The following is a 14,863-nucleotide window of genomic DNA, read 5'->3' as shown; positions in this document are numbered from 1 at the left end:
CGATTACTTGACTGCGCCGGCGGTGATGCCGGAAATGAAATGACGCTGAAGGAAGATGAAGACGAAGAGGATCGGCGCAGTGAGCAGCACCGCGCCCGCCATGATGCCGCCCCAGGAAACCTTCGTGAGACCGATCAGCGTGCCGAGCGCGACCGGCGCCGTCATCATGCCCGGCCGCGAATTGATCAGCAGCGGCCAGAGATAATTGTTCCACGAGGCAAGGAAGAGAATGATCGACAGCGCCGCCATGGTCGGCCGCGCCAAGGGCAGGGCGATGTGCAGAAAGATGCGCCATTCCTTGACGCCCTCGACACGCGCGGCATCGAACAGTTCCGACGGCATCATCGAAAATGCCTGCCGCATGAACAGCACGCCGAGCGAATTGAACAGCGGCGGCACGATGAGCGCCACCCAGGTATTGGCGAGCCGGAACTCGCGCGCCACCATGATAAATTGCGGAATGACGACAACGGCGAAGGGAAGTGTGATGGTGCCGAGAATGATGGCGATGACGACCGAGCGCCCGGCAAACCGGTAGCGCGCCAGAGCCCAGCCGGCCATCGAAGTCAGCATCACCGACAGGATTGTATAGATGACGGCGACGGTGATGGAGATGAACATCGCCCGCAGGAAATCCGTATCGGCCTGCAGGTTCTGAAAGTTTTCGATGAACTGCGTCGAGGGCCAGAGCACGATATCGGGGCTGAAAATGCCGTAGTCCGACATGGTGGAAAACACGAACATCATCCACAGCGGAAATAGCCAGATGATGGCGAGTGGCGTGAGTGCCGCGTGCAGCGCCAGCCGGCGCATCAGCAGCGAACGGGATTTCGATCTCATTTCGTCTCCCTCCCGAAAAACAGATTGAGAAGTGAAATGGCGACGGCGAGAGCTGCGATCGTATAGGCGATTGCCGAGGCGTAACCGAAATTGAGCGAGGTAAAGCCCTGCCGATACAGCAGCAGACCCAGCGTTTCGGTGGCCCCACCCGGCCCGCCGCGATTGGTGATGAGGAAAGGTTCGGCGAAAAGCTGCATCGTGCCGATAACGGACAAAACGATGCAGAACAGGATGATGGGTTTCAAGAGCGGCAGCGTGATGTGAAAGAACTGCTGAACCTTGCCGACGCGGTCGAGCGTTGCCGCCTCATAGACATCACCGGGAATGGATTGCAGGCCCGCCAGAATGATGATGGCGTTATAACCGGCCCAGCGCCATGTGACGGCCATGATGAGCAGCGCCATTGCCGCCGTACCGTTGTCGAACCATGAGACAGGCGAGATACCGACGGTGCCGATGATCTTGTTGATGATGCCGAAATCGGCGCTGAACATCAGGCGGAACACGGCGGCATAAGCCACCTCCCCCACCACGACCGGCACGAAAAAGGCGAAACGATAGAGCGGCCGCGCCTTCAGGAGCGGCGAATTCAAAAACACCGCCATGACGGTGGCGAGCGCGATCATCACCGGCACCTGAATGACGAGAATGATCAGTGTGTTGTAAAGCGCGTTATAGAAGGCCGGATCGCCGACCAGCCGTCCCCAGTTCATCGAAGGGGCGAACCGCCACGGATTGACGCGGGTATTCTGGAACGAGATCAGGAACGAACTGATGATCGGCCACAGCCAGAAGGTGGCGAAAATCAGCAGATATGGGGCCAGGAACGCATAAGCGATCCTGTTGTGCACACGCATGGCATCCTCCGGTCATCATCGGCGGTCGAGGGTCGGCCGGGCACGACAAGGCGCCCGGCCGGATTGCTCATTCCGCGATGGGAAGGCCGGTGGCCGTCTCGATCTGCTTGGCGGCATCGTCGAGCGCCGTCTTGGCATCCGGGTAGCCATTGGCAAAATATTTCGCCTGCACCGCCTTGTAGACACCATCCGCATCCGCCTGGAATGCGGTGCCGCGCGCCGGCTTGATCTTTGGCAGGGTGGCGAGAATATCGGCCCATACCGCCTGATCGCCCCAATAGGCCTGCTTTTCCTTGACGAAGGGATCCTCGACCGCCGACAGAAGCGACGGTACGAGACCGAAGGATTTCAGCATCGAAACCTGGCCTTCATTGGTGGTCAGCGCATATTCGATGAACTTGAAAGCGGCTTCCTTGTTTTCCGAAGCCTCGCTGATGGCAAGCGACGAACCGCCGAGATTGGCGGCGCGCGGGCCATCGGCCGTCAGGCTCGGCATGGGATAAACGCCCCATTTACCGGCAAGATCGGGCGAGCCCGAACGGATCGTGCCTTCATACCAGGCACCAAAAACCTGGCTGGCAGTGCGGCCGGCCGTGTTCGCCTGGATCTTTTCGTCCCAGATGGCGGCGGTGATGATGCCGGCATCCTTCATCTGCTTGATCTTGTCGAGCGTGGCGACGCAGGCCGGCTGATTGATGGTGATCGCCTGTCCATCGGTCGAAAAGTAACCGCAGCCCTGCTCGTTGGAGAGCATGCGGAACCATTCGCTGTCGCCGTTGAAATCGGCCTGTGCCATCACCGTGCCGGGGTTGGCCTCCATGACCTTCTTGCCGGCGCTAAGAAAATCGTCCCAGGTCTTGATCGTGGCCGGATCGACGCCTGCCTTTTCATAGAAGTCACGGCGATAGAAGACTGCGACCGGACCGGAATCCCATGGCATCGCATAGGCCGCACCATCGACCTCCAGTTCGGTCCGTTTGAACTCCGGGAAAAGCGCCTGCTGTTCCGGCGTATAACCGAGCGCTGTCAGATCGGTGAAACAATCCGGGAACCGATTCCAGAACAGCTCCGCCTCAAAATTCTCGATGGTGACGATATCCGGCAGGCCATCACCGCCAGCCGCACAGGCAGCCAGTGACTTGTCAAAAACCTGGTCATTGCCGAGGTCCTGCACCGTCACCTTGATATCGGGGTATTTCTTGTTGAACCCCTCAAGCGTGGATTTCAGTGCCGAAGCGGCAACGTTCCAGCTCCAGATGGTAATTTCCGTCGACTGCGCGGCGGCCGGCCCGGTTGCCAGAAGAGCAAGCGATACCGTCGCGCCAAGAAACCTGTAGCGCATTGAAAACCTCCCTTTTTTCAATTGCTGTTCCTCCACGAACATGAGCAGATTACCGATCGGCATAACTCTGTCTCGTACAAAGGGAACACGGACCTGTCGGAAAGTAAGATCGACGAAAAGGCTTTTTACCAGCCGGGTGCGAGCAGCATCGAAGGCATGCCGACAACGCTGCAATTCTTTCACGGGCATCCACGCGTCATGCTGCGGCCGCACTGGCACGCGCAGGTCGAGGTCAATTATATCATGCGCGGGCATGTGCATTACCGCATGGGTGGGCATGATCTGACGCTGCACGCCGGGCAGATCGGCTTGTTCTGGGGCGGACAGCCGCACCGGATGGACGAGTCCTCACGCGATTCCATCTATGCCGGCGCGCATCTGCCGCTCGTGCATTTTTTCCGCATGCGCCTGCCCGCCAGCGTTTCCGCCATGCTGATGGGAGGCGCGACGATGCTGACCTCGCAGACCGACGCCGCCGACCGCGAAAATTTTCCGCGCTGGTTCCGCTATGTGACATCGGGTGAAGAGATGAAGGCGCAACATGCGGTGGAAGAACTGCTTCTGCGCGTCGAACGGATCTTTATGGAACCCTACGAGACGATTGCATCCGGAGAGATGCGCGCCTCATCGACGGAAACCGGTGCGCCCTCGCCCGCCGTCGTAAAGATGTGCGACTTCATTGCCGCCAATTTTCTCGAAGAACTGGATGCGACGGACATTGCCGAGGCGGCAAAACTGCATCCCAAATATGCGATGAACCTGTTTCGCAAATCGACCGGCATGACGCTGATCAAATATCTGACGCTGCTCAGGCTTTCGCATGCGCAGGCAAAACTGATGCATAGCGGCGACAGCATTCTGCAGGTGGCAATGGACAGCGGCTTCGGTTCTGTGAGCGCTTTCAACAAGGCGTTTCGCTCCACCGCCGGCATGCCGCCCTCGGATTTCCGCCGCGACACGCGTGCCGCGGCGGGTTGAAGCAGGCTGGTTGGGTCAGCTTGCCTTTGCCTGACGGACGGGTGCGCTCTGCGTCCATGCCGGCAGCCAGTCGCGGTGTGCCTTCAAAAGATCCTCGGTCAGCGACCAGATCTGGTCGAGATCGAGTTCGGCGGCCGTGTGCGGATCCATCATCGCGGCATGGAAAATGTGCTCGCGATTTTCCGTCATCAGTGCCTGAACGGTCAGTTCCTGCACGTTGATATTCGTGCGCATCAGCGCCGTCAGCTGCGGCGGCAGATCACCGACAAATGTCGGCTGGATGCCGTTGTGATCGACGAGGCAGGCGACTTCCGCGGCGCAATTGAACGGCAGCGAGGTGATGCAACCATTGTTGCGTTGGTTGCCGTAGATGACCGAGGGTTCGCCCGTCCAGACCGAGTTGATGATCGAGGACGCATATTCCTTGGACTGCTTGACCTCGATCTTTTCAGCCGAGCGATAGGCATCCGCCTGGTTTTTCCACTTGTCGATCTGCTCGATGCAACGTTTTGGATATTCATCGAGCGGAATGCCGAATTTCTCGATCAGGTCCTCGCGGCCTTCCTTGATGAAATAGGGTGTGTATTCGGCAAAATGCTCCGAGCTTTCGGTGACGAAATACCCGAGCCGCGTCAGCATCTCGTACCGCACCTTGTTGGGGCAACGCGGGTTCCATGTGGGCTTTGGTGCCTTGCCCTCGCGGTAACCGCGCAACAGGTCCGGATAGAGGTCGCGATAGCTGCCGTCCTTCTGGCGATGCTCGAATTCCAGATAAAACGCCATGTGGTTGATGCCGGCCGAACGGTAGCGGATTTCCTCATAAGGAATATCCAGATCGTGGGCGAGTTCCATCGCAGTGCCCTGTACCGAGTGGCAAAGCCCCACCTGCCGGATGGTCGGGTATTTTTCCGCGATCGCCCAGGTATTGATCGCCATCGGGTTCACATATTGCAGCATGATCGCATTCGGGCAGACGGCGAGCATGTCCTCACAAATCTTCCAGAGATGCGGCACGGTGCGAAGCCCGCGCATGATGCCGCCGACGCCTAAAGTATCGGCAATCGTCTGGCGTAGCCCGTATTTTTTCGGCAGTTCGAAATCGGTGACGGTGCAGGGTTCATAACCGCCGATCTGGAAGGCGACGACGACGAAATCGGCATTGGCCAGTGCTTTGCGCTGATCGGTAAACGTTTCCGCCGTCGCCTTGACGCCGAGCGTCGAGATCAGCTTGTTGACGACGATGGCGCTTTCTTCCAGCCGCTGCGGATTGATGTCCATCAGCGCGATATGCGCCTCGGAAAGGGCCGGCCGCTGCAATACGTCGCCGATGATGTTCTTCATGAACACCGTCGAACCGGCGCCGATGAATGTGATTTTGGGATGTCCTGTCATGCGTTCCTCCGACAATCAGGCGATTTCGAAAGCGGCCTTCACCAGCCGCTGCGTGTATTCGGTTTTGGGATTGGTCAGCACATCTTCGACAGACCCCTCTTCCACGATGTGGCCGTTCTGCATGACGATGACGCGGTGGCAGAGTGCGCGTACCACTTTCAGGTCATGGCTGATGAACAGGTAGCTGAGGCCACGTTCATCCTGCAGCTTTCGCAGGAGTTCGATGATCTGCGCCTGCACCGACAGGTCGAGCGCCGAGGTCGGTTCATCGAGCAGGATGAATTCCGGCTCCAACGCCACCGCGCGGGCAATGGCGATACGCTGCCTTTGGCCACCGGAAAATTCGTGCGGAAAACGCGACAGGATATTGGTCGGCATGCCGGCCGCATCGAGCGCCTCGCGCACGCGGTCCAGCCTTTCCGCTCTCGTCTTGCCAAGCCCGTTGACCACCAGACCTTCCTCGATGATCTGGCCGATCGTCATGCGCGGGTTGAGCGAGGAAAACGGGTCCTGAAACACGATCTGCATTTTCGCCCGCAAGGGCCGCATCTGTGTGCGCGTATGACCGTCGATCCGTTCTCCTGCAAAGGTGATTTCGGCCTTCGTCGGTTGGTTCAGCCGCAGCAACGACTGGCCGAACGTGGTCTTGCCCGAGCCGGATTCACCGACAATGCCCAACGTTTCATGCCGGCGGAGCGTGAGGCCAAGACTGTCGACCGCCACCAGTTCGCGCAGGTCCGGCTTGAAGACGCCGCCATGGCGCATCATGAACGACACCCTCACGCCATTGGCGGATAGAAGCACATCGGCATCGGTCGGCAGTGGTCCGGCGCGGCCATGCGGCTCCGAGCCAAGCAGCTTCTTGGTGTAGGGATGGCGCGGATCGGCGAAAATGCGCTCGGTCGTGTTGTGCTCGCGCATTTCCCCGTGCTGCATGACGTAAACGTAGTCGGAAAACTTCTTCACGATCGTCAGGTCGTGGGTGATCAGCACCACCGCCATGCCGCGCTGTTTCTGCAGCTCGCGGATGAGGTTGAGGATCTGCGCCTGCACCGTCACGTCGAGCGCCGTGGTCGGTTCGTCGGCGATCAGCACGTCTGGATCGTTGGAGAGCGCCATGGCGATCATCACGCGCTGGCGCTGGCCGCCGGAAAGCTGGTGCGGATATTGTTTCAACCGCGCTTCCGGCTCGGGAATCTGCACCTGTTTCAGCAGATCGAGCGCCTTGGCTTCCGCATCATTTCGGTTGACCCGGTTATGAGCGCGGATGGCTTCGACGATCTGACTGCCCACCGTGTAGAGCGGATTGAGCGAACTCATCGGCTCCTGAAAGATCATCGAAATACGGTTGCCGCGCAGCGCACGGCGGGCACGCGGCGAAAATTTCAGGATATTGTCGCCGTTGAAACCAACCGTCGCCTTGGGCGATATGGTCGCGCGTTTCGACAATAGCCCCATCACCGTGCGCGCCGTCACCGATTTCCCCGAACCGGACTCACCGACGATGGCGATGGTTTCGCCGCGATAAAGCTGGAAGGAAATATCCTTCACCGCTTCCACCGTGCCATGCTCCACCTTGAAGGTGACGCCGACATTGCGGGCATCGATGATCGGGGTGCCCTTCTGTGCGTCATGATCGAAGCGGTCGAGCGGTGCGTAATTGTTGACGATTGCCAAAGCCATGTTCTGTCCTCCGCTCAATAGGGATCGACCGCATCGCGCAGACCGTCACCCAGCGCATTGAACGCAAAAACGGTGACCAGCACGAAGCCGACGGGGGCGAGGATCCACGGATAGGACCCGATGACGGAATAGGTGGATGTATCCTGCAGCATCAGGCCCCAGGAGATGAGCGGCGGTTTGACCGCAAAGCCGAGGAAGCCGAGAAAGGATTCCAGCAGCACGACGCTCGGAATATGCAGCGTGACCGACACGATCACGTGGCTCATCACATTGGGCAGGATGTGCTGGAAGATGATGCGGCGATCGGTGGCGCCGACAGCAATCGCGGCAAGCACATAATCGATGCGGGACAACGCCATCGACTTGCCGCGCACTTCTCGCGACATCTGCGCCCAGCCGAGCGCCGACATGACCACGACCACGAATGTCAGGAAGACATGCGTTGGTGCCGTGACCGGGATGAGCGAGGTCAGCGCCAGATAAAGCGGCAGTTGCGGGAAGGCCAATACGACCTCGACGAAACGCTGGATCCAGGTATCCGCCGCGCCACCGAAATAACCGGAGACGAGGCCGACCGTGGTGCCGATGACGGTGACGATGAACACCACGCTCAGCGCGATGGCGAGCGAAATGCGCGAACCGTGGATGGCGCGCGACAGAACATCACGGCCGAATTTGTCGGTGCCGAGAAAATGCACCGGCTGGCCATCGGTGGCGCCAAAGAAATGGCGGTCCACCGGGATCAGGCCAAACAGATTGTATTCCGCGCCTTTCACAAAGAAGCCGAGATAATGCGGGTTGTCGTAATCCGGGCCGACAATCGGCTGAAACGTGACGGGATCAAGCTCCTCTGTTTCCGCCGTGGCATAAACGCGCGGGAAAATGCTGAAGGCGCCTTCCTTGTCGGTAAAGCTGATGGCCTGAGGCGGCGAAAAGCTCGCATGGGTTTCCATCGGGTCCATCGGCGCGAAAAAATTGGCGAAGACAGCGATGAGAAACAAGAGGGCGACAAGCGCCAGCCCGATCATGCCGGTGACCGAGCGGCGGAAACGACGCCAGACCAGCGCGACATAACTTTCGTTGGCATGCTGCGGTTCGGCAGCCGGCGTGATCATCTTGGTGGTGGTTTGATCGATTGCGGTCATCTCACGCCCTCCCGAATTCGCGAACGCGCGGGTCGAGCAAGGCGAGCAGCATGTCGGCGATGATATTGCCGACGACCAGCGTTGCCGCGAGCACCATCATGAAGGTGGCGGTGACATAAACGTCGCCCACCGCCATGGAACCAACGATGGCGGGCCCGACAGTCGGCAGAGAGAAGATGATGGCGGTCTCGATTTCACCCGACAGCATGTAGGGCAGCACGACACCCTGATACATGACGAGCGGATGCACCGCATTGGGCACCGCGTGGCGCATGATGACAGCACCTTCCGACAGCCCCTTGGCCCGTGCCGTCTCGACATATTGGGCGTTCAGCGTATCCAGCAGGTTGCCGCGCATGACGCGCATGTTGTAGGCAAGGCCACCGAACACGGCGATCGCCACCACCGGCCAAACATGGCTGACCAGATCCACGAATTTTGCCCAGGACCACGGCGCGCCGCCATATTGCGGCGAGAAGAAACTGCCGATCTCCGAAACGTCGTAGTGAAACACCATGAAATAGACGAGCACCAGCGCCATCAGGAAGCGCGGAATGGTCATGCCGAGGAAGGAGACGACCGACAGGACATTGTCGATCCAGGAATACTGGCGGGTTGCCGCCCAGATGCCGAAACCGATGCCGAACAGCGATGCGAGGATATGGCAGACGACGGCCAGCGCCAGCGTGCGCGGCAGGCGTTCCCCCACCACTTCGGCAACGGGCTTGTTGTAATAAAAGCTGTAGCCGAAATCGCCGCGGGTGATGATGCCGGTGATCCAGTTGAAATACTGCACCACCATCGGCTGATCGAGGCCGTGTTCGACACGATAGGCCTGCGCCTGCGCTTGCGCCTGTTCGAAAGATGCGCCGCCTTGGTTCATCAGCTGCGAGCGGATGTAATCGGCATAATCGCCGGGCGGGGCCTGAATGATGGCGAATGTTACCACGCTCAGGATGAGCAGGACCGGGATGGCCGAGCCGATGCGGGTCAACAGAAATCTCAACATTTCCGTCTCTCTCCTTTCTACGGGTGCGTGATAAGCGCCCGAACAATGTCCTCTCCGGCCGCGCTTCACGCGCGACCGGGACTTCTTCTGGGAGGGAGATTACTGGGTCGGGCCCTTATCACCGGGCTTGCCGGGCAGCTGTTCGGCAAACAGTTCGTATTTGCCCTGCTTGTCTTTCGCCACCCACATGCGCTCGCGGATGATGGCGTCCTCGGCCCAGTTGAACATGTTGATCGGCGTGCCGGCGGGAACATTGGAGAAGCGCTTGTTGATGATGAGAGCGCCCGGATATTCCGTCAGGCCGATCGTGTAGAGATTTTCGGTGTAGAGTTTTTGGTACTGCTTCATCAGTTCCGCCTTTTCGGCATTGTCCTGCGAGGCAGTGAACTTGTTCACGACATCCACCATGTCCTGTTCGAACGGCATCATGTCGACCGGCTTGCCCTCCGGCGCGCGGTGGTTCCAGCTGGTGCGCGGGCCGACCGGTGCCAGCTGTTCCGAGTTCTGCACCACTGAAAACAGTTCTGTGCTGTTGCGGCGAACCGCCCAATCGAACTGTCCGCCGTAATGTTTTGCATCACGCTGGTTGGAATCGAGCGTATTGAGAACGATGCGGATACCGAGCTTGGCCATCTGGCCCACCAGCCCTTCGGCAAGGCTCTTGTCGGTGGCATAACCATTGTTGACCAGCAGCACGATCTCGACATTCTTGCCGCCCGCGGTCCCTGCCGGGAAATTGACGAAACCGTCATTGTCGGTATCGACCAAGCCGATCTTCTTTAGCGCCTCCTTGGCCTCCTCGAGGTTGAAGGGGTAATAGACAGTGGATGCGCGATCGTAAAAACTCGTGCCGGAGGAAAGCCCGCCCGGATAGATGGCCGTGAACGGCCCCTTCACCAGCGAGTCACCCACCGCCTTACGATCGATCGCGGAGGTGACGGCCTTGCGGAATTCCGGATTGCGGTTGAGTTCGCGGATCGCCTGACCGCGTTCATCCGGATCACCCCAGCCGTTGGCGGAAAAATTCATCAAGAGATTGTAGCCGGTGAGGCGCGGGCCGAAGGCGAGACGCGCCGGCGCGTTTTCATCCGCTGCGCGTTTCAGCGAGGCGACAAAGTTTTCCGGCTGCTCGAGGTTGGAAATGTCACCGGAACCGGCCACCGCCTGCACGTCACGGTCGGCCCATGTCGAGAGCTTGTAATGCAGCTCATCGAGATAAGGCAGCTGCTGGCCCTTCTCATCGACCTTCCAGTAATACGGGTTACGCCGCAGCACGATGATATCATCCGACCGATAGCTGACGGGCACCCAAGCCCCCATGACCGGCATGTTCATGAACTCCGGCGGGAAGGCGTTCTTGAACTGGTTATAGGTGTTCTTGGAATATTTCGGATGCTGCGGCTTCAACAGATGCGACGGACCGGGGCAGAAGGTCGGATAGGCCATCGTGTAGAGATACTGTTTCGGAAACGCCGCCTTGAACGTCCACTCGACGGTGTAGTCGTCGATCTTCTTCAGCGTCGTGCCCTCGCCAAATGCTTCCGGCGACGCACCGCCGCCCAATGGCGAGACCTGCGGATCGAGAACGGCATCCTCCCAATAGAACATCACGTCATCGGCGTTAAAAGCTTCGCCATCCGACCATTTGGCACCCTTGACCAGATGCATGGTCAGCTTGTGACCGTCCTCTGACCACTCCCAGCTTTTGGCGAGGTTGGGCAGCGGTTCGGTATCGGCGGCATTGACCTGAAACAGCGGCGCGGTGCGCGTCAGGCACTCGGAAAGCGCGATATCGATGCCGCCCCAGCCCTGGCTCTGGCCGGCAATATAGTTCCAGCCTTCCGGCCGACCGCCGACCACATGGCGCATCGTATCGCCGTAAACGCCGACGCCATCCGGCATGTTGCCGGTCTTGTAGACCAGCGGCTCTTCCGGCAGACGGTCCTTCAGCGGCGGCAGCTTGCCGGTCTTTTCGAATTTTTCGGCAACCCATTCCGGCTGGCTGTATTGCGGCAGCGCCTTGAATTCGAGAATGGAATCGCGCGGCACATAGGTGGCCTTGCCTTCTGCCGGAAACTTTGGCGGCTCCGGCGGCGTGGTCGGCTCGAACGCATGGGCGCTTACAGCGATGAACGAAACGCCGAGACTGAGCGCGGCAATGGTCGAAATTCTGGTCTGAAACGGCATCGTCATTCCTCCCTGACGGCAGTCGGCCTGCCTTGCCTTCATGGCGATGAGGCCGTGACCCGCTCCTCCGGGGCACGGCCTTTTAAAAGTTCTAGCCTGCCTTTTTCATTGCGGCCTTTTCTACGCGAAGCTCTTCGATGGACCGGACATTGCGGCGTGCGGCACCCTGCCAGTCACGTGTCTTGACGGTGGAATGCGCGAGCCTCTCCTTGGCAGCCGGTACGGCATCGGCATATTGCGGCAGCCAGCGGGCCTGCGCCACAACCATCTCGTCGACCATCTGCCAGACCTCCTCCGGAGTGGCGACGGCACCGACCAGCGGATCATGCAGCACGGCGAGTTTCAGAAGATCGATATCGCCGGTCACGGCGGCATGAACCGACATGCGCTGGACATTGATCGATGCCATGCAGGTGGCAGCACACGCTTCCGGAATGGTGATGCCCGAGACCATGTTGATGCCAAAGCGATCGACAAAACCGGGGGATTCGATGATCGCATCGGCCGGCAGGTTGGTGATCACGCCATTGTTCTTGACGTTGAAATGGCCGCGATAGACACGTCCCGTCTCCAGCGCCTCGATAATGTGGCTGGCATGTTCGTTGGAGCGTTTGGCGGGATCGATCGGCTTTTTCGCCTGCTCGAGAAACTGCGGGAACTCGGTTTCGAACCAGTTGCGGGTTTCGGTCGAGTGACGCAGGTAACCGCCGGTTTCTCCGTGGATCCAGTCCGACATGTCGATCCAGCGGGAAATTTCCTCCGGCCGCTTGCGATACCATGGCAGGTATTCCGACAAATGGCCGTTGCTCTCGGTCGAATAGACGCCAAACCGTTTCAGCACATCGATGCGCAGCTTTTCCTGCTGCGAGAACACCGGATGCGTTTCGAAGGCGGTAACCAGTTCGTCCTTGCCGATCTTTCGGCCATTCAGCTTGAGTTCGGTGAACCATGTCTGGTGGTTGATGCCGGAGCAGATGTAATCGAGTTCATCGAGCGATTTGGCCCCTAAAACCTCGGCGATCTGTTCGGCGCCATGCTGCACGCCGTGGCACAGCCCCACCGTATCGACCTTGCCGTATTCGATCGCAGCCCATGTATTCATGGCCATCGGGTTGGCATAGTTTAGGAATTTCGCGCCCGGCTCGGCGACTTCGCGGATATCCTTGCAGAAATCGAGAATGACCGGAATGTTGCGCTGTCCATACAGAATGCCGCCGGCGCAGATCGTGTCACCCACGCACTGGTCGATACCGTATTTCAGCGGGATGGCGATGTCATCCGCATAGGCTTCCAGCCCGCCGACCCGCACGCAGCTGATGATGTAGCGCGCGCCCGTCAGCGCCTGACGGCGATCGGTCGTCGCCGTCACCTTGGCGGGCAGTTTGTTGGCGTCTATTATCGTCTGCAGGATCTCGCGGATCATGCCCAGATTACGTTCGCTGAGATCGGTCAGCGAAAATTCGACGTCCTGAAATTCCGGAACGCAGAGAATATCGGTGAACAGTTTTTTGGTGAAACCGACGCTTCCCGCGCCGATGATAGCGATTTTGAAACCCATCGGGCAATTCCTCCTAGCGATCCTCAAAAGGTGGCGCACGCAAACACGGCAACATAAAACCGATCGCATTCCAGTAGACGGAACGCCGATAAGTGACTGTATTCCGCGAAATTCGTTTGCGCAGGCCCTCCCTTAACCTTCTCCTCGGAATGCGATTATGCGTATTATCAAACGACGGACCAGAGAAGGATTATGCTATCATGGGTAATTTTGTGCTCAAAAACCTGATCGATGCCGGTCCGGCCACCCGCTCCGTCACACTGCCACGCGGTCGCCAGACGTTGCACACGATGCCGACCAGCAGCGGTTACGAGATCAGGCGCGACATTGCCTACGATTGGGATGGGCGTCGGCGCGGTCAGGCTCCCTTCACCGTTCTGCAGCACTGCATCAGCGGGCGCGGCAATCTGCGTTATGAAAACCGCAATATGCAGGTGAAACCCGGCGAGACCCTCTTGGTGCTGGTGCCGCACAATCATCGTTACTGGCTGGAACCGGGCGACGAGTGGGAGTTCTTCTGGATTTCCATGAACGGCGAAGAGGCCCTGCGCATCCATCGCTCGATCCTGTCGATCACCGGACCGATCCTGCACTTGCAGCCGCAGACGATCGATCATCTCGCCTATTGTTGCCACCGTCTGGTCACCGGTGGCGAAACGCCGGGCCTGGCATCCGCCATCGCCTATGAAGCAGCGATGACGCTGTATGACGATGTTTTTGGCTCGCACCCGAATTTCAGCCAGGAATACCGGACCATGCAGCACGTGCTGAGCCACATCGAAAGCCATCTCGACCAGCGGCTTTTAGTGAGCGATCTGGCGGAGGTGGCGGGCCTCAGCCGCGCCCATTTTTCCCGCATCTTTGCCGCCAACGAAGGCCTGCCGCCCGCCGAATTCGTACTTCAGCGACGCCTGCGCCGCGCCGCCAAACTACTGACCAAGGCCGCCGACATGCCGATCAAGGAGGTTTCGGCGCTCTGCGGCTTTGATGATGCAAACTATTTCTCAAAAGTGTTCCGGCGGCTCTACGGCACCAATCCCAGCGATTTTCGAACCACCGGCATGTATGCGAGTGTCGCGAGCGACCGCAAACGCAGCTGATCAGACGGCGAGAAAACCACCATCGACGCTCAAGACCGCGCCATTGACCATCGCCGTGTCCGGTGACAGCAGCGTCGCAATCGTGCGCGCCACATCATCCACTTCGGCAAAACGGCCGATCGGATGACGCACCATCATCGGCGCGGATTTTGCCGGATCACTCCATGCCGCAAGCGCCAGTTCCGTCAGGGTGATGGTCGGGGCCACAGCATTGACGCGAATGCCATGTGGGCCGAATTCCTTGGCCAAAACGCGGGTGGCGCCTTCAAGACCGGCTTTAGAAGCGGCGTAACAAAGGTGCTCGGTAAACCCGCGATGACCGGCGATAGATGTGATGTTGACGATGGCGCCACCACCGCCGGCCGCCACGCGGGCGCGACCAAACTCCTGGCAGGTGATGAGAGCGGCCCGCAGGTTGATGCCCATCACGGCTTCATACCCGGCCTCGGTCATGTCGAAACTCGATTCCAGCACGTTGATGCCGGCGCTGTTGATCAGGAAATCGGCCGTACCGGCTTCCGCCATCGCCCGGCGTGTCGCCGCCGGATCGGCAAGATCGACAGCAATCGAACGACCGCCGATTTCCTCACGCAAACTGTCGAGATCCGACGCCGTGCGACTGAGCGCAATCACCTCGGCGCCCCGCTCCGCCATGATACGCGCGCAAGCACGGCCGATGCCCTTGCCGGCCCCGGTGATGATGACGGATTGTCCTGAAAATTGCATGATTTCCTCCCTGTTATAAATATCGGAGCCCGCAATGCCGGATCGC

At 59.3% G+C, this 14,863-nt stretch carries 12 protein-coding genes; 2 read left to right on the top strand and 10 right to left on the bottom strand.

The window, feature by feature from the left end:
- Nucleotides 1-3 precede the first annotated feature (3 nt).
- From J2T09_RS05680 to J2T09_RS05670, 3 genes are all read right to left on the bottom strand, one after another.
- Complete coding sequence (locus J2T09_RS05680; protein WP_306832063.1) at nucleotides 4-840, bottom strand: carbohydrate ABC transporter permease; 837 nt, start codon at nucleotides 838-840, stop codon at nucleotides 4-6.
- The gene (locus tag J2T09_RS05675; RefSeq protein WP_306832059.1) at nucleotides 837-1,697 is read right to left on the bottom strand and encodes a carbohydrate ABC transporter permease; all 861 of its coding nucleotides are present in this window, start codon (nucleotides 1,695-1,697) and stop codon (nucleotides 837-839) included. The genes J2T09_RS05680 and J2T09_RS05675 overlap by 4 nt, the downstream gene beginning before the upstream one ends.
- A 67-nt stretch (nucleotides 1,698-1,764) precedes the next feature.
- Nucleotides 1,765-3,039: an ABC transporter substrate-binding protein gene (locus J2T09_RS05670; protein WP_306832057.1), complete on the bottom strand. Its 1,275-nt coding sequence runs from the start codon at nucleotides 3,037-3,039 to the stop codon at nucleotides 1,765-1,767.
- Nucleotides 3,040-3,132: 93 nt separating this feature from the next.
- Between J2T09_RS05670 and J2T09_RS05665 the strand changes: the two genes are divergently transcribed.
- The gene (locus tag J2T09_RS05665; RefSeq protein WP_306832441.1) at nucleotides 3,133-4,017 is read left to right on the top strand and encodes a helix-turn-helix domain-containing protein; all 885 of its coding nucleotides are present in this window, start codon (nucleotides 3,133-3,135) and stop codon (nucleotides 4,015-4,017) included.
- 15 nt (nucleotides 4,018-4,032) lie between these two features.
- Here the strand turns inward: J2T09_RS05665 and J2T09_RS05660 are convergent, their stop codons facing one another.
- The 6 genes from J2T09_RS05660 to J2T09_RS05635 all read right to left on the bottom strand — a co-directional run bounded on the left by J2T09_RS05660 (nucleotide 4,033) and on the right by J2T09_RS05635 (nucleotide 12,991).
- The gene (locus J2T09_RS05660; protein ID WP_306832055.1) at nucleotides 4,033-5,409 is read right to left on the bottom strand and encodes an alpha-glucosidase/alpha-galactosidase; all 1,377 of its coding nucleotides are present in this window, start codon (nucleotides 5,407-5,409) and stop codon (nucleotides 4,033-4,035) included.
- A gap of 15 nt (nucleotides 5,410-5,424) precedes the next feature.
- On the bottom strand, nucleotides 5,425-7,092 hold the full coding sequence (locus J2T09_RS05655; protein WP_306832053.1) for an ABC transporter ATP-binding protein: 1,668 nt from the start codon (nucleotides 7,090-7,092) through the stop codon (nucleotides 5,425-5,427).
- Nucleotides 7,093-7,106: 14 nt separating this feature from the next.
- On the bottom strand, nucleotides 7,107-8,237 hold the full coding sequence (locus tag J2T09_RS05650) for an ABC transporter permease (protein WP_373458379.1): 1,131 nt from the start codon (nucleotides 8,235-8,237) through the stop codon (nucleotides 7,107-7,109).
- Nucleotide 8,238: 1 nt separating this feature from the next.
- Complete coding sequence (locus J2T09_RS05645) at nucleotides 8,239-9,246, bottom strand: ABC transporter permease (protein ID WP_306832051.1); 1,008 nt, start codon at nucleotides 9,244-9,246, stop codon at nucleotides 8,239-8,241.
- Between the two features lie 99 nt (nucleotides 9,247-9,345).
- The gene (locus tag J2T09_RS05640; protein ID WP_306832049.1) at nucleotides 9,346-11,433 is read right to left on the bottom strand and encodes an ABC transporter substrate-binding protein; all 2,088 of its coding nucleotides are present in this window, start codon (nucleotides 11,431-11,433) and stop codon (nucleotides 9,346-9,348) included.
- A gap of 91 nt (nucleotides 11,434-11,524) precedes the next feature.
- Nucleotides 11,525-12,991: an alpha-glucosidase/alpha-galactosidase gene (locus tag J2T09_RS05635; RefSeq protein WP_306832047.1), complete on the bottom strand. Its 1,467-nt coding sequence runs from the start codon at nucleotides 12,989-12,991 to the stop codon at nucleotides 11,525-11,527.
- A 200-nt stretch (nucleotides 12,992-13,191) separates the two neighbouring features.
- On the opposite strand from J2T09_RS05635, the gene J2T09_RS05630 reads away from it, so the two are divergent.
- Entirely contained in the window at nucleotides 13,192-14,091 is a 900-nt protein-coding gene (locus J2T09_RS05630; RefSeq protein ID WP_306832046.1) for an AraC family transcriptional regulator, read from the top strand.
- Here the strand turns inward: J2T09_RS05630 and J2T09_RS05625 are convergent, their stop codons facing one another.
- Complete coding sequence (locus J2T09_RS05625) at nucleotides 14,092-14,817, bottom strand: SDR family oxidoreductase (RefSeq protein WP_306832044.1); 726 nt, start codon at nucleotides 14,815-14,817, stop codon at nucleotides 14,092-14,094. It abuts the gene before it with no gap.
- Nucleotides 14,818-14,863 lie beyond the last annotated feature (46 nt).

The organism is Neorhizobium huautlense (genome assembly GCF_030811685.1).
Taxonomy (GTDB): domain Bacteria; phylum Pseudomonadota; class Alphaproteobacteria; order Rhizobiales; family Rhizobiaceae; genus Neorhizobium; species Neorhizobium huautlense_A.
The sequence above is the reverse complement of the archived record's forward strand: the minus strand, read 5'-3'. Positions and strand labels throughout refer to the sequence as shown.